We start from the raw sequence: 25,243 nt of genomic DNA, 5'->3' as shown, positions 1-25,243 counted from the left end.
ATATTCGACCGAACTACGATGAAGATGCAGACAGCGACATCCTGACGTTTGCGGTCAATGGCGATGAGTATTCTGAATTCCTCGATAGCGACGGCACTCTCGGTCGTCAATCCGGTGACGGTTCGGTCCAATATCGCCTCGACGATAATTTCAGCGAAGCAATACGCGATGCGATTTGCGAGCGCCTTGGAGACTGGGTTCGGGAAAACAGGCGCGAACGTTTCAGCTATGAGCCCGGACATGCTGAGATCAAACGCATTGAGCATGGGCTGCATATCAGCAGTGGTGATATCGTTGTCTGGCTTACGGAAGACGCAGCAGAGCGCCTGAACCTTGACGGTAATGCTTACGAGATCGCCGGAGACGGCTCAGTATCATGGCGAGAGCGGGACTTTGGTGATCAGTATAGCGAAAACGGTGCAGGCGGCGACACGGAAGAAAATGCGAGAAAGCACATGTTTGCCCATCCGGAAGCTGGCATTGGTGAAATCGAAAATTCCATTGAATTCGGCAGCCTGTCCCAACTACGCGAAGAAGCCTGAAATGCGGTCACGTTCAAATCAGCCCCTTACCACAAATGGGGCGCTTGCACTCCTATCCCTACTACAGCGAACGCCGTATATGGCGGGTGTTTGAGGCGGTGCAGCCTACCTTTCGGGCATGGCTTGAGATCGGCGATGTTGCGATTCTGTCCGTTTGCTTCAGGCTCTGCCTGTTTTCCTTGTCACGAACGAAGATATCGCCCGGTCCGACGGTGGCGCGGATTTCCTGACGTGTATCGTCTAGCTGATAGGTGCCTTCAGCTGAGTTCTTTGGCTGCGAGGTCTGCCCGAGAATCCTCGAGAGCCCGCGTGCCATGTTGAACGAAATCTGCCGCTATTCCGCTCCCGTGACGTTACTCGCGAGACGATTGGCTCAACATCAATGCCTTTCAAAGCCGACTCTCAGGTAGCCACGACCCGGCGAAATAACCGGGGTCAGGACAAGATAACTTCCAGATTTGGCCGGATTCTTTACTTTGAAATCGCCGATCACTCCTTTGAGCAAGAACTTCTGATGATCCTAAAATTTCGTTGCACTCGCCTCTTTCAGCTTGTTCTTCAATCCACTTTACAAAGCGACGATATTCTCCCGACGATGCGAAGGCAATTATCTCTTCCCAACCGCAATTAGTCATCATTTGATCCATTCCGGGTTTAAGGGGTTTATGTTCTTATCGAAGTACACTTGATTACCGCCACCAACCAAACCGCAGTGAATCGAACAATTCCCAACCCATCTCATAGAAAAAGTTGTATCTTATTCATTTTGATGCCAAATTTGTGTGATTGGGTAAAATCCCACGTTTTATCAGGGGCTTGTAATCAATAATCTGGGTTACGAGCAGATGGAAAACTGGAGCACTTCATGGCGCAAATCAAAACGCTCTTGTTCAAACAGCAATTCACAGAACTCTCGGGCAATTACCTCTGTAGATAGGCACGCTCCTTCCCGACCCAAATTTAGCAACAGCACCAAAAATCTACAAAAGAAACTTCTTTCTTAAAAAAGATCTATACGCCTCAGGAGAGATCTTAATTATTCTGACAAGATCGGACTCCTCGTTTGACTTCAATGAAACCCATTGATCTAAAAGTGCTTCCAAAAAATAATAACCACCCATTTCCTCATCCTCAGAGAGAAGGTTACTATTTCTCTCTATAAAACGTATAATGTCGTCTAACGAAAGTCGTCTTGCAATAGCTCGGCCAAGCGCCTCTGACGCCAAGATAAAATACTGTTCCTTTAATACTCCTTCCAATCCATCTAAATGTTGAAATGCGGTTAAGATATCAGAATCGTCAATAATGTTTTGATTTTTGAGCGTCGACAGAAATGCCAGAAATTTTTCACCTTTTGAGAGCATCATTTAAATCCCTTATCAGTTCTCGTGCATATTCAATATCTCTGGCAGTATAAATGGTTCCGTTGTTGTTGGGATTTGGGCTGTTCGTAGCTTTTTGAACATATTTTTCAAGCCGTGATTTTAGATCTGAGGCTTTTTGGCCATGCCCATTTGGAGACAATAATTCTCCTGTAGCTTTCTCATATCGTAATGCATCAGCAGTTCCGCCATTTCCAACACGCACTCCACTATTACTGCGAACGCCATAGTTAGAATCAAGGATGGCATCCAGTATCGGGTCATCCACCTGCCGACGCAACGGCCCCAAGCCTGCCGTTGGGGCGCTCTTCGCAACGGTTTTGACAGCAGCCTGTTCAAGTGCAACCTCTGCAGCCTTAACGCTTGCGGCAGCGCCTCCCGCAAAAAGCGAGCCTCCGCCGACAGCTTCGGCACCGATCAGATCGGTAAAGAGATTCGCAGCTTCAGCTAGACAAAGCTTATTTCCTATACATGCGGCAATTGCAGGCGATGCTTCTCCTAAGGGGCCAGCCGCCAGAGCGACAACGGTCGCGATACGAGCCGCACTGACATTATTTTCCACTGTATTGGCGTGGGTATTCGCATAGCTGTTCAATGTGTTCGCAAATACAAGGCGGTCTTCCGCACTCATGTTGGCGCTAGCTACCTGGACAGCTGCTACAATCTGATTGAGCTGCCCTCCACCAGGACCGTTAATCCCAGCAACTCCCGTCTGGAACAGACCCTTTGCGAGGTTTCCAGCCGCCCTGTTGATCGCACGGTTTCGTTCCGCTTGAGACAATCCTGTTTGTTGCGAAATTCCATTTAGCAGAAACGCTGCGTCCAACGTTGCGGTACTGGAATTATATGCCAGGTGCATCAAGCCATTAAACTGACTTGAATTCGATTTTCTTAGTTCCTTTAACTTCTCCTGAGAATGCTGGCTTAGTCCTTCGAGCTGCTGCGCAATGGCATCGCCTCCCTGACGATAGGCAACTGCTACGTTAAAATAGGAATTGAAGTCGGGTGTGTTGGGAACGATACCTGAGTTCCGCAGATCATTCACATTGTTGCTGCAAAGTACATAATATGACATCTGCTGCTGCAAGCGCCCTTGTGCATCGAAAAGTTGCTGCTGCTGCGACGCCGTCAGGCTCTCACCTGACTTCAGAATATTGTTAAGCCTCTGGATGGTGCCCAGGTTTTCTTTGATTTGCTGTTCCGCACTGGCGAGGATGCCTTGTCGAGCCGCTTCATAGGCTTCCGAGCCTATCGTCTTCCCAGCCAATTCACCTTTAAACCGTATCGTACAGCCATTAGCCGCATAGGCACGACCAACAACAAAATCCCACAGACTTCCATTTTGAGGACCTGAGCAAACTGCCAGCGAGTCTGGGTCGATATCCTCCAGCCGCCTTGCAAGCTCACGCGCTTCCCGCGCGCTATTTTCGTTCAACGTGCCCTTTTCGACCAAGCGGTCAATATAATTAACCGTCTTTTCTGCGAGGTCTCTCACCGCTCCAAGACTGGTATCCGACAGATAGTATTCAATCTCGACGTGCTTATCCTTGGTGATCTCGTAAGCTTTGTCAGGATCACGGTTGAGAGCGGCGAGGTCTTCGGTCTGGCCGCTGGCTTCCAGTTCAGCCTGCTTGTCCTTGTCACGAATAATGATCTCACCCGGTCCGACGGTGGCACGTACTTCCTGACGCGTATCGTCAAGCTGATAGGTGCCTTCTGCTGTCGTTTTCGGCTGAGACGTCTGATCCGGCTGCTGCTGCTTGTTGCCTTCTGCATCCTTCGGCGTCAGGTCGATATTGGCCTGAATGTCAAAGCCTTCATATTTCTTCGAGCCGGAGAAATCTTCATGCGTGAGCGTACCGGTATCGAGGGTCAGATCACCGCTTTCAGAGATGATCTTTCCGGCACCAAGATGCGTGTTGCCCTCGACGCGAACATCCATCTCGCCTTTCGATACGAGACCAGACTGCTCGCTGATCCAGTTGGTTTCGCCTGATCCTGTGCCATAGCCCGGCGAAACACCAGTGACCTTCGGCATTCCACCAGTCAGAGAGCCGCTGACGCCGATTGATGACGACTTGTTCGAGCTTTCGCCAGTGTCAGGAACAGAGATGATGTTGAGATCGCGCCCGACATTGGCGGTGATCGTCTCACCTTCGACAACCGCACCCTTCAGATTGGTGTCACGACCGGATTCAATATTGATGTTGCCCGAACCGGTGACGTGAGTGTTAACCTGCGTCGTGCCATTGCTGTTCGATTTTCCAGAACCGGCATGGGCACTTCCGGTCCAGCCACCTGTCGTACTGCCAAGTCCAATCCCAACAGAATAGCCAATACTAGCCCCGGCAGACTTGCTGGACGACGAGGAGCTGTTGGTTGCCTGCGCGCTTTCCAGATTGATGTTGTTACCAGCTTTCAGGCTGATATCGCCAGCACCGCCGGAGAGCAGACCATTTTCGTCATAGCCAGCAACAATCTGTGCGCCGTGACTGTTGATGTCACCCGATTTTGCTTCAATGGAAACGCTGTTGCCGCCGCGAATACCCGTCACAACCGGTATCGAGCTTTCGGCATTTTCCTTCGATTTCGAATATTCGAAGCCTACCCCGATGGAGGCTGAGGCAATATTGCCATAGTTGCCGTTGGCATCTGGCATCACCATAGATGAGAGATTGTTGATCGCATCATAGGCTTTAAGGCCAGCAAAGCCCGCATTGGCTGCGGAATAGCCGTCTGAAACATTCGCAACCTTGCCTGCCGCATCGGCAATGCTCTTCGCGGAACTGACCAGACCCGTGGAAACAGTCGCAGTGATCCCGGCAAACAGTTCCTCATGCATATGCTCGTAATTGGTCTTGTCCTGCGCCGCCAGAAGATTGACATCGCGCTCAGCGGTTATGGCCACATCGTTTTCAGCTTCGACACGTGCAGCCTGAAGGTTTGCATCACGACCCGCATTGATGGTGACGTTGTTGCCAGCACTCAGGCTTGAAACCGCATTGGTCTCGGCACCCTGTCGGGTTTCGTCCTTGGATGAACCAAAGCCAATACCGATGGAGGCGCTGCCTTCGCTGGATTTCAGCTGAATGCCGATGCCGGAACGCTTTTCCTTGTCCTCGGAAGCATAGCTTTCCGCGCCCGGCAGGATATTGACGTCGCGTGCCGCGTCGAGCGCAATGTCGTTGCCCGCCTCCACTTTCGAGCCGACTATATTGACGTCGGTTTCGCGTGCCTTGATCGAAACATCATTGCCTGCCGAAAGCTCCGAGCCGACATTGGCGACGATGCTTTCCTTGCTGCTTTTTTCTTCCTTGCCCCAGACTGAATAGAAGCCGCCGCCGGAACCGGCACCAAGCCCGGACTTTTTGCTGGCGGATGAAGCATCGTGTACTTCCTGTGCACCGATGATCGAAACGCTGTCGCCTTCAATGGCGATATTCTCACCTGCCGCGACCTTCGATCCCGAGATCGCAACTGTGTCGCCAGCATTGAGATTCACATTACCGGATGCTCCAAGCTCGGATGCAATAGTCGTTTCATCATACTCATGAGACTTGTCGCTCTTCTTCGACAGAAGTCCTGACTTTGACTTGGAGGCGTCAGTTTCAGAGGTGTCTTTGCCGGACGCGATGATCAGATCGCCGCCTGCATTAATATTCAGGTCGGCTTTGTTATCTGCCGTTCCAGCCTGAACCTTCGAGGCCGATATGGTCGTATCCCTGCCGGAACTGATATCGACACCGCCGCCGCCGCTAATGGACGATCCAACCGCCGTTTCGGTTTCGGTACGGCTATGGCTTTCCTTCTTGCTGAAGATGCCCTTTGAACTCGTATCAAGCTGCGAATAGCCTGTATCCCGCGCCTCCGCGATGGTGACATTGTCCGTGGCGCTCAGATCGACCTTGCCTTTCGCATCGATCTTCGAGCCGATAATGTTGAGGTCGTGCGCATTATCGGCATCCGATTTGTCGCCTGCTGTAATATTGACAGAACCGCCTGCGCTGATTTCCGAGCCTATATGGGTCTCGGAACCCTGTTTGACTTCGGAGCCGATAGTTTCGGTGCGCTGTTGGGCCACCGTGATATTGATATCGCCCTTGGCTTCGAGCGAAACGTCACCGCCTGCCTTCACCTTTGAGCCGGATATCAGAATATCATCGCCCGCCTTGACGCTCGTATTGCCGCCGGATGACAGGTTCGATGCTTGCGCAAAGGTGGAATCCGTCTGCGATAGGCGTGTGCCAGCAACGCCGTTGACCTTTTTCTCAACGCCTGCCGCGACAACATTGACCGAGCCCTGCTCTGCTTCAATGTCGAGATTGCCGCCAGCCGCGATATCGGAACCGAGTATGTTCACATCCTGTTTGGCGGCAATCGTCGTATCACTGCCAGACTGCACGGTGGTGCCGATGACATTGTCGGAACCCTTGTTGATGGCTTTGGCGGTGTCGAGCGTTACATCCTGCCCCGTCAGGCTGACATCATTACCTGCCTTGACCTCGGCACCCCGCAGGGTCAGATCATTGCCCGCTGCAAGGCTCGCGTTGCCGCCCGCCTGCACACCACTGCCGGATTTGACGAAAATCTCGCCGCCGATCTGCATGTTGGCGCTCGCAATGGTCAGGTTCTGCGAAGCTGACAGCGACACGTTGTTTCCAGCCGTAAAGCTGCCGCCAGTTGCAGTGATGTTGCTTGCTTCAAGCTTGAGGTCAGTCTTCGCGGAGATAATGCCGGAATTATTGACCTCGCCGACATTCATATTGACAGTATCGCCGGAGATGATCGCACCGGCGACCGTCAGATTGGCCTTGTCGGCATTGGCGATATAGACAGTCGGGACCAGCACCTCGATGCCGTTGACCGTCTTCTTGTCATACCAGACCATTGTCTCAGTCAGATTGGCGATCATTTCCGGCGAGAGCTTTTCGCCGATGGTCAAACCATTGGCAGCTGCAAAGTCGGCACCGCGATCAAGCAGCGTCTTCATCTGCTCGATGGCATCACTGCCCGGAATGAAGGAACCTTTGCCAAGCCCCTGATTGACGAGCTGACGCAGTTGCTGATCAATCAGCTGGTTCTCAAAATAGGCGTCGCCAAGGAACGGAACGCCGCGATCCGGATTGTAGCCGATCCGATTGAGGAAATAGCCGGAACCGTAGAATTTGCCGACATCAAGGAATTCGGCCCGGGTTTCATAAAGGAAAACCTGACCGGGGATCGTGCCGCCGAAGCCGCCCGAATTGGGCTTTGGTGCTGAATTGCCAAGCGCTGCAATAAGCTCGGCACCGGTTAGCGGCGTGCCGTTGGGCGACAGTCCGCCAAGAGCAGCATTCGGGGTATAAAGCGCACCGCCTGCTGTCATGCCGTTTAGCGCTTTGGTCGGATCATCCGTCGTCGGCGCGGTCGAAAGCTGGGCACCACCTGCAATAGAACCCGTCGCAGCGTTCGAGTTGACAGTGGCAAACCCGCTGATATCCATATTGCCAGCGGCTTTGATATTGCCAAAGGCACCGTCGACAATTGTCTGGCTGGTAACGCGTGAATTGCCCCTGTCGAGATCGTTGGCACCATCGCGATTGCCATTGGCATCATAGGCTTCGCATCCGCCTTTCGCTTCGCAGGTGGAAGTAACGCTGCGATAGAGAGCGACGCCTTCATTATTGAGAACTGATCCGGTCAGTTTTGCATTGCCGCCTGCTTCAATCGAGCTGTAGGCATTGTTGAGGGTCGTCGCATCGATATTGAGATTGCGGCCTGTCTGGATGAGCGCTTCAGGTGCAAGCTGCCCGTCGAACTTTTGTTCACGGATTGTCTGACGCATCTGCGTCGCTTCATCCCAGGTAAATGTCCACGCGAACGCATCTCTACGATTGACGACGATGACCGACTTGCTCTGAAGGTCCGGCGTCAGGATGATGTTGCCGTTTGCATACGTTGGATAGCGTTTGCGCAGCCAGTTCTGCATTTCCGAGACGCTGTCGAGGCTCTTACCCCACTTCCACGGCGTGTTTTCCTCATAGGACTGGAGACTTTGCGTGCGATAGGACGTGCCGTCAGCAAAAGTTATGACGCCATAAAGTTGTGCCATCCATTCCGCAGCGACGGCACGCTCTACATCATCCCCATACATATCGAGCGGCACGCCTGTTCGCGGATCATTAAACAAAGCGCCAAGCGGCTTGCCCCATGTTGCCGGATTGAGCATGAATTTGACGATCTCGTCATTGCTCACAACAACATCCGACCATGTTGGAGCCGTGCTGCGCGTGTTGGTCAATTTAGCGGTTGTAATTGTCGCATCGCGTTCGGCCTTGATCAGGCCGGAAACATTGGTGATCGAATTGTTACGTCCGCCGCTGGCATTGGCAGCAATCGCCAAATCCTGCCCAACGAGGATCGCGCCCTGATCGTTGAGAATATCGCCGTTGACGAACAGACTCCCATCGCGCCCGGCATAGATAAGGCCTGTCGCGGTGTTGGTCAGATCGCCTGTGAGCGTGAAGGTCAGATTGTTGTTGGCGGCAAGCTGGCCGGAATTGGTGAGCGAGGCCAATGTCAGGGTCAGGTCATTGGCGGCAAGCAGTGCGGTTGCGGCCGTCGTGGCGATCGTTGTCGCGGCAATCGCAATGTTGCCTGAGCCGCCATCAGCCGTCACCGCGCGCAGCTTTGTGCCCGAGGCGTCGGCTGAACCGGTGAGGTTCAGGGCAATGCCGCCAAAGGTCAGCGTGGAATTGGCAAGATTGGCCGATGCCGCATGGACGATCAGTGTTCCGGCAGTTGCGAGTTTCGAACGGTTGTTGCTGAGATCGAGGCTTTGCAGGGTAAGTGTGATATCGCCCTTTGCAACCGTATTCTTGTCCAGGCTGATTGTCCCCAGAACCGCATTGAGATCAGCTGCGGCAAAACTTTGCAGGCTGTTATAGCTGATATCCTGCTGGGCCTTCGCTTTGAGATCGCCGCCGCTCAACAACTGATCGGCAGTGATCGAGCCGCTGGACGCTTTGAGCGCCATTTTCCCGGTGCCAGACGCTCCGGTCTTGAGGATGAGCGAACCGCCCGACTGTTCCGTCGCCGCAAAATCGACACCGGACACAAGCGTTCCAAGATTGATCGAACCCGCATTGAGGGTGGCATTACCGCCAGCCAGAGACTGGCCGGACAGCGTGAGCGTGCCGCCAGCCGTCAGGTTAAGATCGCCGTGCGCGGTCGCATTGGCAGAAAGATTGTCTGTTGCCGAGGCAATCGTGTCGCCCGCCGACAGAAGGCGCTCCGCCGTCAGATTGCCAGCGGTTGCCGTCAGATTGAGCGCATGGGCCGTGTTGGCAAGAACGACGTTGCCCTCTTCGAGCGCCGCCAGATCGACACCGGCGACAACCGTGCCAAGATCGATGGAAGAACCTTTGATGGTAATGTCCGAACCAGACAGGAGTTGGCCGCTGATCGTGGTCGCGCCGGCGATATTGGTCGCACCATGACTGGTGACATTTGTGGCTTTGAACGTAGCGGCATCGCCAACAAGATTGCCTGCCGACAGAAGCATGCCGACATCAATTGCGCCGCCGGACATTTGCAGGCGCATATCGCCAGCCGTACCGAGCGTGATTGCACCGCCCGTAGTGGTCGCGGCAAAATCCATACCAGAAACGGCGCTCGTTGCCTTTAGCGAGCGCGCGGAGGCAACAAGTGCACCGCCAGACAGAATGTCACCGGAGGCAATATCGCTTCCTGCGGTCAGCGCCATATTGTTGAAGCTGACAAGCGAGGCCGCGCTGATCGAGCCAGATGCGGCTTCAATCGTCAGCGCGCCGCCGCCTGCCTTGGCGGTTCCCGAGAGCGCGATGTTGCCGGATGCCGTAGTGAGGCTTGCCGCACCATCGGCCACGACCGAACCAGCCGTAATCCCCTGGCCGGACTGCAGCTTTGCATTCTGTCCCGCAGCAACATTGCCAGTCACAATCGCACCGGACGAAGTCAGCTCGATATTGCCAAGGGATGCGACGTCCCCTGCAACCGAAAGCAGTCCGTCGCCGCTGCCTAAAATGACATCCTCGTCAGCCGCGACCGCTTCCAGTGTGATGCCTTTGGCTGCCTTTACGATCACACGCTTTTTGGAGGTGACTTTTTTCGCTTCGACCTGCTTGCTTTTCGACTGGATGGAAACACCATCACGACCGGATGCATTGCCAAGCGATATCTTGCCATCGGCGGAAAGCGTCAGCTCTCCGGCATGAGCCGCCATATCGTTGCGCATGCGCACGCCAGCCCCCTTGTCGGTGACGACGATCTTGATGCGGTCCGCCTGCATGGCACCCAGGGCCGAGCCGTCGATGGCAAATTCACCTGCATCGTCGGCACCATCCAGTGCTGTGGCTTCACCAGTGGCGTAGTTGAACTTCTGACGGCCAGCGGAAAGGCGCAAGGTCTTGCCGTTGACAGGTCCGTCGATCTGGACGCGGCGCGAGACGATGTCGAACAGATCGACAGCGCCATCGCCGGAAGCAAAATTGCCGCCCCTGGACCCAAAGGTGACGTCACCGCCCTGAACCGTGAAACCGGAAAGCCGTCCGGTGCCGTCAATGTCCGGTGTGCCTGTGGTCAGTGTCGCACGCGGCGTGTTGATGAAACCGCAGCCATCACATGTGATGCCATTCGGATTGGCAATGATGACATCGGCGCGACCGCCGAACACTTCCGTGGCACCCTGCAGAGCCGAGCGATTGCCGCTTGTCACTTCGTTGAGGATAACCGTCGCGGGACCGCTATTCTTCAGGTTCGGATTGCCCGGTGTCACGCCGCCGAGCTTCGAGGTTCCCAGCTCGCCATTGTGGTTGTTGAGGATCAGGCCCGGATTACCGACATTGAAGTCATGATATTTGTTATGTGACAGCCCCTGCCCGTTCGGTGTCACGATATCGATCAGAGGCACGCCGTTGGGTGCGGCTCCGATGCCCGGCTGATTGCCGATGGGTGCATTGATATCGGGTGCCACCTGTGCCTGAACCAGCATTGGCTGGAACACCAGCAAACCACTCAAAAGCGTGGCGACGCCCTTGCGCGCCAAAACGGCAGGATCAAACCGGATATGACGCCGCGTCCCCATGTGAAGCGCGCGGGCTGCATGCGAAAAATAATGACGATATGCAAAATTCTTCATGGCCGATCCTGCCGGAAAATGACTTAGTTTCTAAAGGGAAGCGATCAGGGTCGCTTCAGCATCAATTACGGACGTTTGCAGACTGTGCGCTGCCGGGGTTGTCGAGCTTCTTGTAGATCTCGGTCAGCTGCGACTTCGGTGCCGGACATTTTTTGTTGCGAGCGATATCTTCCAGCACCTTGTTGCGATTGCGCAGGGCGTCTATCTCGACTTTTTCTGGCGACTTCGGATCAAGGAAGAACCATGCCGGGAAAAAGAACACCCCGGCTGCACCCAGGGCGATATTCTTGCCTTGCGCCTGCGTACGCTCTTTCAGGGTCGACATAATCTGCCGTTCGTTCGCGGCGAACTCACGCGAGACTCCCGCGCAATCAAAGGCACTGTCGGTCGGGTTCGTGACAGCAATCGGTTTGGCTTCGCGCCCGCCGCAACCCGCAAGGATCACACTCAAACCGACAACGGCAGCTGCAAATTTGAACTTGTTCATAAAAGTCTTGTCCCACAAAACATAAACACCTTACCTTTCGGCAATGGCTCCATCATCTCCTTTGAGATGAACTCACTTTGGCGTCAGCCACGTCTTCGTATTGACGGTGAAATCCTCTGCGAGCTTTTCCGCCAGATGTTCCTGGCTCTTTGTCATTGCCGCATTGATGGCCATGGCGACCACGATGCCCAAGCCGTCACCCTTCACACCACGGTTTTGGCCCACAATGCGCGGGTTTTGGGCGATCAGACGTCCCGTCTTGATGTCTTCGAGACGAACCGTGCCCCTGATCCAGCTGTCACTGCTCAAGATCACACGGCCCTGTTCGGATGCGAGATCGGCTTGCTGCAATGTGATCACCAGACGCGCCGGGGTGGAACCGCCTGGATAACCCGTCAGGTCGCGGGCTGCGACTTTGCGCAAGGCAGCGGTGACAATGGCAACCTGTTGTTCGGGCGTTTTGCCATTAATCATTGGCAGGCCTGTGCCGACGTCCGGCGTTGCTTCGACCCTGACCTCAGCAACTCTGGTACCTTTCAAAGCCTCCAAAAGACGTGGGTCGCGGCTGGCGCAACCTGATAGAACGAAGACGCCTGCAACGACGATCAGGACCGCCTTGATCAATCCCTGCCCCTTCAAACTCACTTTCGAAAACATGTACTCCCCCACATTGCACATCACCACTGCAGTGACGTGCTGACAAAAAACAAATCTTTTGAACTGGTATTGGCTGTAGCCTTGATGATGCGCGAATAGCCGATATCGGCACCGATATTGCCGCCTGCCAGACGTGCCCCGACGGTCCAGCCTGAGACATCACCACCTTCGATGCCGAAACGGTCCTGCTCGAACACGTGACCGTAATCGATGGCCGCGTAAGGTCGGAATTCGCCCAGACGCTTGGTCAGAAGCTCGCTATCTTTCCATGGCACTGTGCGCCATGTGATCTCATTGCGGGTAAACAGGCCATTATTGCCGAATAGGATGCTGTCACGGGTGCCGCGCACATTGGAATAACCGCCAAGCGATATTTGTTCGGCTCCGTAGAGATTATCCGGCGAATATTGGCCGTTGATCAGCGTCGAGAACTGAAAATTCTGCTGTCCCAATTGGAACGGCTTGGTCACATTGATCGTACCGGTGAATTTTGAGAATTCCGGCTCGGCATCGCCCGCGCCGGGAGCGCCGCGTTTCGTTGCGCCAAAGAGGCCAAGCCCCTGATTATAGCTCAGATCGAACACCCAAAGCCCACCCAGCATGCGGCGTGAATGGGAAATACCGAGATTGGCAACAGAATATTGCCGACTGCCGACCTCGATCAGATTACCCATCAGGAAATTGTTGGTTTCCTTATAGGCAATGCCTGCATTGAGCGTCGTGATTGAATCCTTGTCGCGCAGGATGACGCGGTCGACATTGAAACCAAGCTGGCTGGAGTCGCCTGATGTTGTAATGTCGTCTTCAACATTCCCCGGAACGGAACTGCGATATTTGTAGTAAGACCCATTAAGCGTGAAGGTCCAATAGCCGTAGGGAACGCTGATCGAACCTGAAATGCTATTGCTCTGACCAACACCGTCATCGGGCCATGGGTAGTCCGGCCCGCTATGTTCGTAGGTCAGCGAAACGAGATCGTTCAGGTTGACCAGATTGTCCATGCGGAACGATACCGATGATCGGGAATAACCCGTCGATTTCTGGCCGAGATTGTTATTCGCAATGGAAAAATGCCACGGCAGATCGGGCTTGTTCTCGACATTGAGAATGGAAGCGCCCGGCTCCTTGCCCGGCAACATCGACGTCTTGGCATTGTTCGATGACAGGCGGTTGATTTGGTCGAGACCCTGCTCAACATCGCGGATATTCGCCGCCCTGCCCTTTAAGCCCGGAAAGACCGTTGCCAGCAATCCCGGATAATCAGCGGGCTTTCCATTGAGATAGATATCGGAAAGCGTACCTTCGGCAGCGACAAGCCGCAGAACCTTTGTGCCTGCAATATCCTGTTCGGGCACATAGACGCGCGACGTGATATATCCCGCATCCATGTAGAGATTGGTGAGGTCTTTCAGCAGAACATTGATATCGGCAAGGCCGATGCATTTGTTGCGATAGGGCGTCAGGACAGGATCAAGTGCCGCTTTCGAAAGCAGCGTCACACCTTCCACATCGACATGGCTGATGGAAAAGCATGGGCCTTTCGCAGCGCCCGCTTCTGTTGCTGGCTGCTCTGGCCTGACGGACGGTGTGGCGCGCGGTGTGGCTTCCTCCAGGGCATCGAGCCGCTGCTGCAAATTCTGCTCGGCCTGACGGCGCATGAAGTCATCGGCAGGCGATGCGGCAGGGTTCAAAACCGGAGACGGAGCCTGCGCAAAGGCGGACGTTCCCACCGCGAGGCAGGCAATACTCAGCGCAAGGCAAAGCTTCGCCGGGCGAACAGAATACGTCATTCTCTGCTCCCGATCAGGCTTTGGCTGGCTTTTGAAGTTCTGCGAGAGCCTTGCTCAGCCCCTTCAACGAGAATTTGAGATTGATGTTCTGGCCGTTCATCAGACGCAATCGAGCTTCACCTGCAGAGCCCTTCTGCAGCGCAGACAGCATCTTGCCGTCCAGTTTTTGTTGCGCCCAGCAACCCGCCTGATTGCAATTGCGGTAGGGGATGGTGACGACATCCTTGCCGTCGGCAGCGAGGCCCAAACCGACAGGCAAAACGACATTGAGCGGCACAAGCGCTGTCAGCAGCAAATCGCTATTGGAGGGCTTTTTACCAGCTTCCGCCGCAGTCTTTGCAATTGCCAGCGTCAGGACGTTGACGTCCTGTTCGCCCTGCTTCACTTGCGCGACCTGTGCAACCTCACATTGCGCAATGGATTTGCCATCCGCGGCCTTTACCTCGGCGCAACGGTAGGTCCAGTCATCGAAACGGGTCGTTTGGATTTTTGGCGCTTCCGGGGCAGCAACCTTGGCTTCTTCAGCCTGAGCCGCCAGAATGCCAAACGCAAAAATCCCTACAACAGCGCTAAAAGGCACTGCTTTCCTCGCCAAATGCATGACAATGTCCCCACTTCAACCGAAACCCGCCATAACCGGTCCGGTTCACCGCCCCTCCAGACAACGTTCTGGATGAGCAAACGACTTCAATCAAATGCTGATGCCGCGGCTGCATCGCCACGACCTATTTCTCCTGCCGCCACACGTCGGGATGCAGGCACCTCAATCAAAATAATATGTGCCGAGTGCAAAATGCGCGTGGCGATGTCAACCGCAAATAGCAGAACTGGAAGCCTTATTAGACTTAAGTTACACAAAAGCCACAGGAGCCATGAACAGCACCTGTGAATAAATCGAGCCAGCGTCTCAATCTGAAACACAACGGAAAGCCGCAAAATGCGCCGCTTGCGAATCGGCAGAGGAGAGGTGCAATGACCAAAACGGTAACCCGTCTTTTCCAGTCTCAAATCTTGGGCAATTTAGCTGGCTGCTTTTGCGGTCAAAGAACCGTCTTGCGCAGGCTTTATCCGCCTTGGCCGTCCGACGTGAATTGCCCTGAGCTTGGCAGCCTCCATGCCTGCCCGGGTTCTTTCGCTGATGAGCGAACGTTCGAATTCTGCCAAGGCTGCCATGAGATGGAAAACAAGCCTTCCACCTGCCGATGTGGTGTCGATGTTCTCCATCAGCGAGTAAAACTCGATGCCGCGACTACCCAGCTCACTCATCAGTGAAACAAGGTTGATGAGTGAACGGCCGAGACGATCCAGTCTCCATACAACAAGCGTATCGCCCGGCTGCAGGCTTGCCAGCGCCTTCTTCAGCCCTGCCCGGTCGGCTTTTGCGCCAGAAAGACTGTCGCAATAATTGCGCCGGAAAGTCCCCGCCCCACCCCGTTGCTGGATCGCGTCAAAATCTCCGGTGAAGACAATCTGACGGCAAACGACGCCGCTCTCCATGAACTGCTGCTGTCGCGCGCATACGAAGTCGAGACTGAACTGCGCAAGGTCCGAAACTTCTGCCTATATGCTCGAAGACGACCTAATTCCGGAGCCTGAATTCGACGAGTTCGGCGACCAGATTGTGCGGCCAGTCGTGTCGAGCAACGACGGTTTCGAAATGATCGTCGACAATTTTGATGCGTGGGCGACTTACACGAAAGAAGCGCAACACCCAGATGCTGGACGTGGAGATATCAGCCAAGCCGAGCTACGTCGGAAGAAAGGCATGTTGCAGAGCATGGAAAAAGTGCGGATCGTGGCAATCGGAGACCGTAATTACGAGGATCGACTGATGTCTACTGTCGCACTCGAAATCGGCTCAGACGGCCTTCGCTTTTGCTCGCTCCCTGATCCATTAGATTTGGATGTCGAGAACGTGTTTGAAGTCACTTTCAAACCATGGCCTGCTTTAATGCCGTACGACGGGGGCGGCATACCCAGAGATATGGAGGAGAGGCTGCTCACGTATGGAATTGTCGTGGAAGCGATTCAGGATGCAGATCAGGTGCTCGTGTCGGCGTCGGAGAATGCGGATAGACGGCGTGTCGGGATAGCCGAGGTTGCGCTCGAAGCAGCTGGGTGCTCAGTAGATTATCGTGAACCGCATGCTGAGGGGCCAGTTGGGATGATACGGAAAATTGCTGAAGACCTAGTTCAAAATTGCCCGCGTCCGATTTTTTAGCCAGCATGCTTTACACGACATAGAGCCATGTTTGCTCTATGTGACATAAACCGAAACCCCGCCTCGGTTCTCCAAGCGCGGGGTTCTCTTGCTCAGCTCACAGTAGCCAGATTTTGCTGAGGTTGGCCTTCGACAAGGAAGACCTAAGGGCCACAAAGGACATCCGATTTTACGACTGGAGATGTCCGCCTGAACAGACTATTGCCACCGGCGACGTGTGTTTCAAGCTTGGGTTTTCGTGGCGGTTTTCGTGGCGGTAAAAACAAAGGCCCTCGAGGCGACCTTATAAATTATTGATTTCCTTGAAGAAAACTGGTGGGCGATGAGAGACTCGAACTCCCGACATCTTCGGTGTAAACGAAGCGCTCTACCAACTGAGCTAATCGCCCGACTGTGTGCCGGTGTGCGGCAAGTCGTGAGAGCCGTTTAGGCAATTCGTGCGACAAGCGCAAGTGCAAAAATCGGCATTAAGCGTCTTTCTTGCGGTTTTCCGCAGGCCAATAGGGCCGCCACACGATCAAGAGCAGCCGCCGGACGCTGCTGCCGCAAAAATGTGCGTAAAATGCCATGTCGTCGCCACAAATTTCGAAGGATTTAGCGGCATGAATGGTGTGTTTTTGCCGCCAAAGCCGACAGAAGCGCGCAAATCACGAAAATGCCTCAATTTGCCTCGCGTCCAACTTCATGCATTTGATGCATCGCGTCATGGAACGCCGGTTCGCGAGTTGTATGGGAGGGGCGATGAAAGCCGCCCCCGCCCTTGTCTTATCCGACCAGTCGTTCGGGCGAACGCAGGATGGATGCGCCGCCTGCCGCTTGCACGGCGAGGCTTCCATATTCGATCCCTGCGGCAAGTGCCCGATGGACGTCATGGCCTTCAAGCCACGAATCGATGAAGCCCGCATTGAAGGCATCGCCCGCGCCGGTCGTATCGATGACCGGCACGTCTTTTGCCGCCATGTGAATGTCGGCTTCGGCAGTGCGAAGCCACGCGCCCTCGCCGCCGCCCTTCAACGCGACAACGGGAAAATGACCTGCAAGCGCATCGAGCGCCTTCGCCGGATCGTCATGGCCGGTGATGGCCTGCGCTTCCTCACGGTTGGGCAGGAAGATGTCGACGCCCTCACAGGCCGCGAGCAGGCCGGGATCATAGATCAGAGTCTCATCCCAGCTCGGATCGAGCGAGACGGAAAGTCCGGAAGCCTTTGCCTGCCGCACGAGACCTGGAATTTCGTGCAGCGTTGCAAATTCGGCGATGTGCAGATGCCCGGCATCCTTCCATGCCAAAGCGGCGGAAAGCGTGGCGGGAAGCGCTGAACCGGCGCGGCGTGACAGGAAGGCGCGGTCGTTGCCGATCACGCTGGCCACCGTCACCTGCGGCCCGGCATCGTCGGCGCGCTCCAGAAAGCGCAAGTCGACGCCATCGATCTTCAGGTCCGGCTCCAGCCCGCGCGACAGGCCGTCAAAGCCAAGCCGTGCAACCAGCGCCACCGCCCTGCCCGCATGGGCAAGATGAGCAGCGGAAATGAACGCGCCGCCGCCTGCCGCCATCTTCATGTTTTCGGCGAAAATCTCGCGCCCCGGCTGCGGCAGCGATTGCAGCCCGGTGAAGATGAGGTCGCAGTAAATCCGTCCGATACTGAGGACAGCCGGACGCTTGAATTGTTGCGGCATCATAGGCGGCCCAGACTCTTCTCGGTTTTCGCGTCGAAGAGATAGAGGCTACCGGCAGGCGCAGACACGGCAAGCGTGCCGCCCGTTGCCGGAATGACCTTGCCCGGAGCCGTTGCAATCACCGAAACGCCGTTGACATCAAGATGCACCAGCGTTTCCGCACCAAGCGGCTCAACCGCCGTCACCGTGCCGGTGAGCGATAGACCATTGGCCGTCCCCTCCTCGACTTTCAGGTCGTGCGGACGAACGCCGACCAGAATGTCGCCATCAGGCGCAAGCTCAACGCCCGCACCGCTGCGACGGCCTGCAATGAGGTTCATTGACGGGCTGCCGATGAAGCGCGCCGTGAACACATCGGTCGGGTTTTCATAAAGCTCTGTCGGCGTGCCGGTCTGAAGAATGCGGCCATCGCGCATGACCACGATGCGGTCGGCCATGGTCATGGCTTCAACCTGATCGTGCGTCACATAAACGGTCGTCGTCTTAAGACGTTGATGCAAGCGCTTGATTTCAATGCGCATCTGCGCGCGAAGCTGGGCATCGAGGTTCGACAGCGGCTCATCGAAAAGGAAGGCTGACGGATTGCGCACCATGGCGCGACCGATGGCGACGCGCTGGCGCTGGCCGCCGGACAGTGCCGCCGGGCGACGGTCGAGATAGGGTTCAAGACCGAGCGCCTTGCCGGTTTCTTCGATCCGCTTGTCCTTCTCGGCTTTGGACAGGTTCGACGTATAAAGCCCGAAGCCGATATTCTGGCGAACCGTCATATGCGGATAGATTGCATAGTTCTGAAACACCATGGCGATGTTGCGCTGCTTCGGATCGCGTTCGTTGACGACTTCGCCGCCGATCTTCAGATGACCGCCGGAAATGTCCTCAAGCCCCGCAATCATGCGCAGGGTCGTGGACTTGCCGCAACCCGAAGGGCCGACAAAAACGACGAATTCGCCGTCCTTGATCTGGAGATCGATTGCCCGGACCGCCTCGACCTTGCCATAACGCTTGACCAGCTTTTCAAGTTCGATGGTTGCCATCAGCGTGTCTCCACAAGTGCACTGAATTTATCATTGAGTTCGCGCGCAGCCTTTGCTTCGGCGGCTGCGTGATCGACGGCCAGCGCCTTGAAGCGGTCGGCCTCAGCCTTGTGCCGCGCCAGCGCTGCATTCATCGCGGTTGGCGCCGGGCCGCCAAGACGATCCCGCACCGCCACGAAATGCTGCGGCGAGACCAGTTCCTCGAATTTCTCGCGCCCGAAGGACGGCTCGCGCCCGGCGGATTCGCGGAAAGCTTCGAGGAAAGGCTCGAAACCGTCCTTTTCCAGACCGCCGCCCATGGCAACGACCGCCCGCGCAACCCTGGCGGCGATTTCATGCGCCTGCCGGAACGAAAGCCCTTCGATGCGCACCAGCGAATCCGCAAGTTCCGTGATGGTGATGCAGGAGCGGCGGATGTTTTCGGCGACACGCGCCGGATCGATGCGGATCGCGCCGATGAACGCGGCCAGAAGATCCAGCACGCGGCCAGCGGAAGCGAATGCCTCATAGCCCATCTGTTGCGTTTCGCCTTCACTGTCGTTCATGTCGGTGAAAGGCGTGTTGTGCATCACATCCAGCACCGTGCGGGCGCGGCCCATGGTCTGGCTTGCCAGATGGCGCATATGTTCGATTGGAACCGGATTGCGCTTCTGCGGCATGATCGACGAAATCTGCACGAAAGCGTTCGGCACATAAATCTGGCCGACTTCGAAACTGGTCCAGAACTGGAAGTCCTGAATGAGACGCCCAAGATGCACGAACATTAGTTCCAGCGCCGAATAGGTGGAGGTGATGTAATCCACCGCCGCGATGCAGCTATAGGAATTCGGCAAGGGGGCGGCAAAGCCCAACAGGCTGGCGACCTGTGCGCGGTCAATAGGGAAGCCTGAGGTGGTGATGGCCGCCGCCCCCATGGGCGACAGATTGACGATGGCGCGCGCGGCTTCCATCCGTTCCATGTCGCGGACGAGAACCTCGATAGCCGCCGAAAGATAATGGCCGAAGGTCGATGGCTGTGCAGGCTGGCCGTGCGTATAGGCGACGATCAGCGTCTGTTTTTCGCGTGTCGCAGCGGCAACCATGCTATCCAGCAGATTGCGCGCCTGCGCCATCAGCGTGTCGATGCGGGCTTTCAGGCCCAGCTTGAACAGGGTGTGGTCGATATCGTTGCGCGAGCGCGCCGTGTGAAGGCGACCGGCAATATCGGCACCGATGCGGGCCTTCAGCTCCTTTTCGATGAGGAAGAAGAAATCCTCCACTTCACCCGTATAGGTGAGCTTTGAAGGATCGATTTCCTTGTCGATGGCTTCCAGCGCACCGGCAATGGCTGCGGCCTGCTCGCGGTCGAGAATGCCGGTTTCAACCAGCATGACGAGATGGGCGCGGTCGATGCGGCGAAAGCCGTCGACATGGTGGGTCTTGGCGCCGTCGAAAAGCGGGCGAAGCACGGTTTCCTTGTAAACCGGATCGGGGAAGACGCTTTTATCGGACAGCCGTGGATCGAGATCGGACATGGTTCAACCCTTGAGGCCAGCGAGCATGACACCGCGCACGATGTAACGCTGGAGAAGAAGAAAGACGACGAGCGTGGGAAGCGTGGCGATGGCCGCGCCGGTCATGATCATTTCCCACTGGATGGACTGCTCGACGGCGAAGCTCGAAAGCCCGACCGGCAGCGTGTAAAGCTCCGGGCTGGTGGCGACGATCAGCGGCCAGAAGAAGGCGGTCCAGTTGCCGAGGAAGGTGAAGATCGCAAGCGCCGACAGCGCAGGCGTCACCAGCGGCATGGCGACTTTCCACCAGATCTGGAATTCGTTGAGGCCGTCGACGCGGGCAGCTTCCAGAAAGTCGTTGGGAACGCCTTCGAAGAACTGCTTCATGAGGAACGTGCCGAAGGCCGTCATCATGCCGGGGAACATGATGCCCCAGTAGCTGTCCAGCCAGCCAAGCTTGCTCGACATCAGATACCACGGGATCACCAGCATTTCGGTGGGGATCATCAGCGTGGACAGGATGGCGAGGAAGATGAAATAGCGTCCGCGGAACTGGAATTTCGCCAGCGTGTAGCCGACGAGACTGTCGAAGAAGACGTTCGACAGCGTGACCACGACCGCAACGATCATGGAATTCAGGAACCAGCGGATGAAGCGGCCATCGGCAAGGATGGTGACATAGTTCTGCAATGTCGGCTCTGCCGGGATCAGGCGCAGGTCATAGACCTGTCCTGCCGTCTTGAGCGAGGTGGAGAACATGAAGGCCAGCGGCGTGACCATGATGAGACCGCCGATGAGCAGCAGCGTCCATGTCAGGATGCGGCCGGGCCGGAGGTTCTGGAAGGGGAGCGGTTTCGTTTGAGCGGACGCTGTCATTTCTTTTCCCTCAGAATCCAGAGCTGCAACAGCGAGACGCAAAGCAGGATGGTGAAGAGGACGACGGTTTGCGCTGCCGCATAACCCATCGCATAGGAGGAGAAGGCCGTCTGATAAATCATCAGCACCAGCGGCTTGGTGGAGCCGAGCGGCCCGCCGGGATCGTTCGTGGTCATGTTGTAGACCTGATCGAAGATGCGCAGGAAGCCGATGGACGAGAAGACGACGAGGAATACCGTGGTCGGTTTCAGAAGCGGGATCGTGATCTTGCGCAGGATCGCCCATTCGCCGAGGCCGTCAATGCGCGCGGCTTCATAGAAGGTGTTGGGAACAGCGCGCAGGCCCGCCATGAAGATGATGATCTGGAAGCCGAGACCGGCCCAGATGGACGTCGCCATGATCGCGTAGAGACCCTGATCGACCGAGCGCAGAAAGCCCTGCTGCGGAAGGCCCAGCGCATTCAGGATATTGTTGATGAAGCCGATGGGGGCTGGCTGGTAGAACCAGCGCCAGACCCATGCCATGGCCGCTGCCGTGGTGAGATAAGGCAGGAAATAGAGCGCACGAATGAACCCGTGCATGATGCGTACGCGATCCAGGAAATAGGCAATCATGAACGCCACCACGAGGCTTATCGGCGTGCCGACCAGCAGATAGGTGAAAGTGTTCCTGAATACTTTCCAGAATTCGGGATCGGCGAAAAGCTTCTGGTAATTGGCGAAGCCGATGAACTTTGGCGGGTTCATCAGGTCCCAGTCGGTAAGCGACAGCCAGAAGGCTTCTATCGTCGGGTAAAAGCGGATGACCGAATAGAACAGGATCGGGAGAGCCAGAAAGCTCCACACCCAGATCAACCGTCTTGTGCGCATGGAAAGGCGGTCCGTCAGGCCGCTGCCCGAAGGCCCCTTGCCCGTACCGCCTGTTTCAGCCATCCCGGCCTCTACAGTCATTGTCATGTGTCAAAATCCTTCGGCTACGGATGAGCCGCGCCCTAGAGCGGTTCCTGTTTTAACGGAATCGCCGGAACCGCTCTAACTATTTGTTTTGTCGCATTTTCCAACGCAAAACCGTTTCACACTTTTGCTGGAAATGCTCTAGAAGGCAGGATGAGAGGAAGTGGCAGAACTGTTTCCAGCCACTTCCTCTTTCACGATTGCCTTACTTGGCCGCGTCGAGCACTTCCTGCTCGGACTTGGCGGCTTGCTCGAGAGAGTCCTTGACCGCCTGCTTTTCGAGGATCACGCGGTTGGCCATGTCAACAGCGACCTGACGCTGCTTCAGCTCGTCCACGAACATGGTCGTGTGCGCATATTCCAAACCTTTCAGGAACGGGCCGTAGATCGGATCGGCAAGGTTCGTTTCCGTCAGGGCCGCGGAACGGCGCGCAGGCAGTTCGCCCACATCCTTCAGCCAGATTTCCATGGCTTCCGGCGAGGAGATGTAGTTCAGGAACTTCTTGGCGGCTTCGAGTTTCTCGCCGCTTGCCTTGGCGCTGATGCCGTTGGCGAAGTAGCTCGCATAGTTGGAGCGCACGCCTTCGGCGTTGGCCGGAAGCTCGGTCACGCCCCATTCGAAGTCCTTGATGGTGCGGAACGAACCGAGACGGAAGGTGCCGTCGATGGTCATCGCCGCCATGCCGGCGCGGAAAGCAGCCTGACCTTCATCCATGAACTTGACTTCGCCGACCTTATGTTCGGTCTGGAGGCTAGTGTAGAAGGCAAGCGCCTTTTCGCCGGCAGCGTCGTTATAGGCGACCTTGCGGTCGTTGTCGGTGTAAGGCTGGCCGCCGAACTGGCGCACCAGAACCTCACGCCACCAATGCTGGTCCTGTCCCGGCATGTCGAGCGTGATGCCTTCGGCCAGAAGATTGCCGGAAGCGTCGCGCTTCGTCGTCTTCTTGGCGGCTTCGACCATTTCATCCAGCGTCTTGGGCGGATTGTTCGGGTCGAGGCCTGCTTCGGTGAACAGCTTCTTGTTGTAGAAAAGCGCCAGCGAACGCACAGCCGTCGGCAGGCCGTAATATTCATCGCCGCGCTTCATCGCCGAAACGATCGGGAAGAATTCGCTTTCGATCTTGTCGTGCGGGAATGCGTCCTGCGGCAGCGGCTGCAAGATGCCGCCAGCCACGAACTTGTCCAGCCAGCCGTAGAAAAGCTGCATCACGTCCGGGCTCTTGCCCGCCATCTTCGCAGCGATAACGCGCGTCTGATAGTCGTCGTATGGGAACGTGACCTGCTTGACCTTGATGTCCGGATTGGCCTTTTCGAAATTCTCGATCAGCTTGTCCATCGCCTTGACGCGCGTCTCAAAGACATACTGCCAATATTCGATCTCGACAGCCTGAGCGGCATTGATCGCAAAGGTGCTGAGACCCGCGACCAGACCTGCCAATAACAGCTTACGCATTTAAACCTCCCTAATGCCCCGCCCACCGGTTCGAATGCGGTCGCCAGGCACGGCTGCGGCAGTGCCTCGCACCGTCCGCATATTCTTCCACCACATGCCGCGCAGAACATGCGCGGCGCCCATTTTCCCACGCGGGAACCCACTTCCCCGACATGAGCCAGAGCAGCCTTCACCACCCTGCCTTTACGGTTCAATGTTGTGAGCCTTTTGTCAATAAGATAATTTAGTTGAATTAATATATTGCTGTTAAAAGCGGCCCGCGCTATCTCTTTTGGACGGGAGACAGGAGGGACCATGACATCGAAATCGCAAGATGCATCGGCAACCATGCGGGCCGCTGCGCAGGCTGTCACCCTTGGCAAGAATCCCGAGCGAATCCGCGATCATAACCGGCGCGTGGTGCTTGATGTCGTTCGCCGCCACGGTGCGCTTGGCCGGATGCATATCGCCCGCCTTACCCATCTGACCGCGCAGGCCATCGCCAATATCGTCGATGAGCTGGTGGCGGAGAATCTGCTCATGCAGCTCGGACGGCTGAAAACAGGACGCGGCCAGCCGCCGATCCAGTTTGCCGTCAATCCCGAAGGCGCGATGACCATCGGCGTCGAAATGGGTTCGACGCATATGGTGACGACAGTGCTCGACCTGTCCGGCAAGCCGCGCAAGCAGCATGTGCGCCCCATCCACGATGTCAGCCCCGACAGGCTTTCCGCACAGTTGCGAAAAGAAGTCGACGCCGTGAAAGCTTCGTTTCCCGCGCGCCTGCTCGGCATAGGCGTCGTGATGCCGGGACCGTTCGACATTGAAGGCATGAGTTCGGTTGGCCCGACCACCCTGCCCGGCTGGTCCGGCATCGATGCGGCAGCGGTTCTGAGCGAAGCCTGCGGCGAGCCGGTTCTGGTCGAAAACGACGCCAATGCCGCCGCCGTCGGCGAGCGCCTGTTCGGCGCGGGCCATGCGATTTCCAGTTTCGCGATGATTTATTTCGGCGCCGGTATCGGGCTTGGCATGATTCAGGACGGCGCACCGTTTCGCGGCGCTTTCGGCAATGCCGGAGAAATCGGCCATGTCGTCATCACGCCCAATGGGCGCGCCTGCGCCTGCGGCCAGAAGGGCTGCCTTGAAACCTATGCCTCGCTTCACGCCCTGCGCGAGAAGCTTCACGCTGCCGGGATTGACGACACCGATTTCGACGCGCTCCAGAAACTGCACGAAGACCGCAACCCGGTCCTGATGGGGTGGGTGCAGGAAGCCGCCGACCATCTGGCGCCAATGATTGCCATGATCGAAAACATTCTCGATCCCGAGACGATCATTCTGGGCGGCATGTTGCCCGATGCGATCATCGACGACCTGATCTGGCATATGGGTGGCCTGCCGATTTCGGTCGCAAGCCGCCGCGCCCGCGCGCTTCCACGTGTCATTCGCGGCCAGACGGGACAGTTTACCGCCGCGCTCGGCGCTGCATCGCTCCCCATGTTCGAGGCCATGACGCCGAAGCTCGACACCAATTCGGAAGTCTGA

15 protein-coding genes and 1 tRNA gene are annotated in these 25,243 nt (G+C 56.2%); 2 read left to right on the top strand and 14 right to left on the bottom strand.

The annotated features are described in order from the left end of the window. Positions 1–1,522 precede the first annotated feature (1,522 nt). From AC0TNJ_RS02615 to AC0TNJ_RS02585, 7 genes are all read right to left on the bottom strand, one after another. Positions 1,523–1,909: a hypothetical protein gene (locus tag AC0TNJ_RS02615; protein WP_473770139.1), complete on the bottom strand. Its 387-nt coding sequence runs from the start codon at positions 1,907–1,909 to the stop codon at positions 1,523–1,525. Further along, on the bottom strand, positions 1,890–11,027 hold the full coding sequence (locus AC0TNJ_RS02610) for a hemagglutinin repeat-containing protein (RefSeq protein ID WP_473770147.1): 9,138 nt from the start codon (positions 11,025–11,027) through the stop codon (positions 1,890–1,892). Before AC0TNJ_RS02610 ends, AC0TNJ_RS02615 begins: the two co-directional genes overlap by 20 nt. Positions 11,028–11,142: 115 nt before the next feature. Next, complete coding sequence (locus AC0TNJ_RS02605) at positions 11,143–11,568, bottom strand: hypothetical protein (protein ID WP_473770146.1); 426 nt, start codon at positions 11,566–11,568, stop codon at positions 11,143–11,145. Positions 11,569–11,640: 72 nt separating this feature from the next. After that, a complete protein-coding gene (locus tag AC0TNJ_RS02600; protein WP_061345510.1) occupies positions 11,641–12,225 on the bottom strand; it encodes a hypothetical protein in 585 nt (194 codons plus the stop codon). A 20-nt stretch (positions 12,226–12,245) separates the two neighbouring features. Then, positions 12,246–14,015: a ShlB/FhaC/HecB family hemolysin secretion/activation protein gene (locus tag AC0TNJ_RS02595; RefSeq protein WP_473770138.1), complete on the bottom strand. Its 1,770-nt coding sequence runs from the start codon at positions 14,013–14,015 to the stop codon at positions 12,246–12,248. A 13-nt stretch (positions 14,016–14,028) separates the two neighbouring features. Then, positions 14,029–14,616 carry an invasion associated locus B family protein gene (locus AC0TNJ_RS02590; protein WP_473770137.1) on the bottom strand — a complete coding sequence of 196 codons (588 nt, stop codon included), beginning with the start codon at positions 14,614–14,616 and terminating at the stop codon, positions 14,029–14,031. Between the two features lie 419 nt (positions 14,617–15,035). Further along, positions 15,036–15,512 carry a recombinase family protein gene (locus AC0TNJ_RS02585; protein ID WP_473770136.1) on the bottom strand — a complete coding sequence of 159 codons (477 nt, stop codon included), beginning with the start codon at positions 15,510–15,512 and terminating at the stop codon, positions 15,036–15,038. A 67-nt stretch (positions 15,513–15,579) separates the two neighbouring features. On the opposite strand from AC0TNJ_RS02585, the gene AC0TNJ_RS02580 reads away from it, so the two are divergent. Beyond that, positions 15,580–16,236 carry a hypothetical protein gene (locus tag AC0TNJ_RS02580; RefSeq protein WP_473770135.1) on the top strand — a complete coding sequence of 219 codons (657 nt, stop codon included), beginning with the start codon at positions 15,580–15,582 and terminating at the stop codon, positions 16,234–16,236. A 313-nt stretch (positions 16,237–16,549) separates the two neighbouring features. Here AC0TNJ_RS02580 and AC0TNJ_RS02575 read toward each other — a convergent pair. From AC0TNJ_RS02575 to AC0TNJ_RS02545, 7 genes are all read right to left on the bottom strand, one after another. Beyond that, positions 16,550–16,625 (bottom strand) — tRNA-Val (locus AC0TNJ_RS02575). Positions 16,626–17,001: 376 nt separating this feature from the next. Beyond that, entirely contained in the window at positions 17,002–17,913 is a 912-nt protein-coding gene (locus AC0TNJ_RS02570; RefSeq protein WP_473770134.1) for a carbohydrate kinase family protein, read from the bottom strand. Then, the gene (locus AC0TNJ_RS02565) at positions 17,910–18,944 is read right to left on the bottom strand and encodes an ABC transporter ATP-binding protein (protein WP_114215646.1); all 1,035 of its coding nucleotides are present in this window, start codon (positions 18,942–18,944) and stop codon (positions 17,910–17,912) included. Before AC0TNJ_RS02565 ends, AC0TNJ_RS02570 begins: the two co-directional genes overlap by 4 nt. Further along, positions 18,944–20,458: an argininosuccinate lyase gene (gene argH / locus AC0TNJ_RS02560; RefSeq protein ID WP_473770133.1), complete on the bottom strand. Its 1,515-nt coding sequence runs from the start codon at positions 20,456–20,458 to the stop codon at positions 18,944–18,946. The genes AC0TNJ_RS02565 and argH overlap by 1 nt, the downstream gene beginning before the upstream one ends. A 3-nt stretch (positions 20,459–20,461) precedes the next feature. After that, positions 20,462–21,313, bottom strand: coding sequence for a carbohydrate ABC transporter permease (locus tag AC0TNJ_RS02555; protein WP_122003414.1), 852 nt, complete (start codon positions 21,311–21,313; stop codon positions 20,462–20,464). Beyond that, positions 21,310–22,182 carry a carbohydrate ABC transporter permease gene (locus AC0TNJ_RS02550; RefSeq protein WP_473770145.1) on the bottom strand — a complete coding sequence of 291 codons (873 nt, stop codon included), beginning with the start codon at positions 22,180–22,182 and terminating at the stop codon, positions 21,310–21,312. Before AC0TNJ_RS02550 ends, AC0TNJ_RS02555 begins: the two co-directional genes overlap by 4 nt. 289 nt (positions 22,183–22,471) lie before the next feature. Next, on the bottom strand, positions 22,472–23,719 hold the full coding sequence (locus tag AC0TNJ_RS02545) for an extracellular solute-binding protein (RefSeq protein WP_122003415.1): 1,248 nt from the start codon (positions 23,717–23,719) through the stop codon (positions 22,472–22,474). Between the two features lie 294 nt (positions 23,720–24,013). Between AC0TNJ_RS02545 and AC0TNJ_RS02540 the strand changes: the two genes are divergently transcribed. Continuing rightward, entirely contained in the window at positions 24,014–25,243 is a 1,230-nt protein-coding gene (locus AC0TNJ_RS02540; protein ID WP_473770132.1) for an ROK family protein, read from the top strand.

The sequence above is a fragment of the Ochrobactrum sp. PL_is483 genome, from assembly GCF_055816855.1.
This window is presented reverse-complemented; position numbering and strand designations above follow the sequence as displayed.

Bases quoted from the DNA above. Each gene is read 5' to 3' on its own strand.
- AC0TNJ_RS02615 (WP_473770139.1), bottom strand. From the start codon at position 1,909: ATGATGCTCTCAAAAGGTGAAAAATTTCTGGCATTTCTGTCGACGCTC.
- AC0TNJ_RS02610 (WP_473770147.1), bottom strand. From the start codon at position 11,027: ATGGGGACGCGGCGTCATATCCGGTTTGATCCTGCCGTTTTGGCGCGC.
- AC0TNJ_RS02605 (WP_473770146.1), bottom strand. From the start codon at position 11,568: ATGAACAAGTTCAAATTTGCAGCTGCCGTTGTCGGTTTGAGTGTGATC.
- AC0TNJ_RS02600 (WP_061345510.1), bottom strand. From the start codon at position 12,225: ATGTTTTCGAAAGTGAGTTTGAAGGGGCAGGGATTGATCAAGGCGGTC.
- AC0TNJ_RS02595 (WP_473770138.1), bottom strand. From the start codon at position 14,015: ATGACGTATTCTGTTCGCCCGGCGAAGCTTTGCCTTGCGCTGAGTATT.
- AC0TNJ_RS02590 (WP_473770137.1), bottom strand. From the start codon at position 14,616: ATGCATTTGGCGAGGAAAGCAGTGCCTTTTAGCGCTGTTGTAGGGATT.
- AC0TNJ_RS02585 (WP_473770136.1), bottom strand. From the start codon at position 15,512: ATGGAGAGCGGCGTCGTTTGCCGTCAGATTGTCTTCACCGGAGATTTT.
- AC0TNJ_RS02580 (WP_473770135.1), top strand. From the start codon at position 15,580: ATGCTCGAAGACGACCTAATTCCGGAGCCTGAATTCGACGAGTTCGGC.
- AC0TNJ_RS02570 (WP_473770134.1), bottom strand. From the start codon at position 17,913: ATGATGCCGCAACAATTCAAGCGTCCGGCTGTCCTCAGTATCGGACGG.
- AC0TNJ_RS02565 (WP_114215646.1), bottom strand. From the start codon at position 18,944: ATGGCAACCATCGAACTTGAAAAGCTGGTCAAGCGTTATGGCAAGGTC.
- argH (WP_473770133.1), bottom strand. From the start codon at position 20,458: ATGTCCGATCTCGATCCACGGCTGTCCGATAAAAGCGTCTTCCCCGAT.
- AC0TNJ_RS02555 (WP_122003414.1), bottom strand. From the start codon at position 21,313: ATGACAGCGTCCGCTCAAACGAAACCGCTCCCCTTCCAGAACCTCCGG.
- AC0TNJ_RS02550 (WP_473770145.1), bottom strand. From the start codon at position 22,182: ATGCGCACAAGACGGTTGATCTGGGTGTGGAGCTTTCTGGCTCTCCCG.
- AC0TNJ_RS02545 (WP_122003415.1), bottom strand. From the start codon at position 23,719: ATGCGTAAGCTGTTATTGGCAGGTCTGGTCGCGGGTCTCAGCACCTTT.
- AC0TNJ_RS02540 (WP_473770132.1), top strand. From the start codon at position 24,014: ATGACATCGAAATCGCAAGATGCATCGGCAACCATGCGGGCCGCTGCG.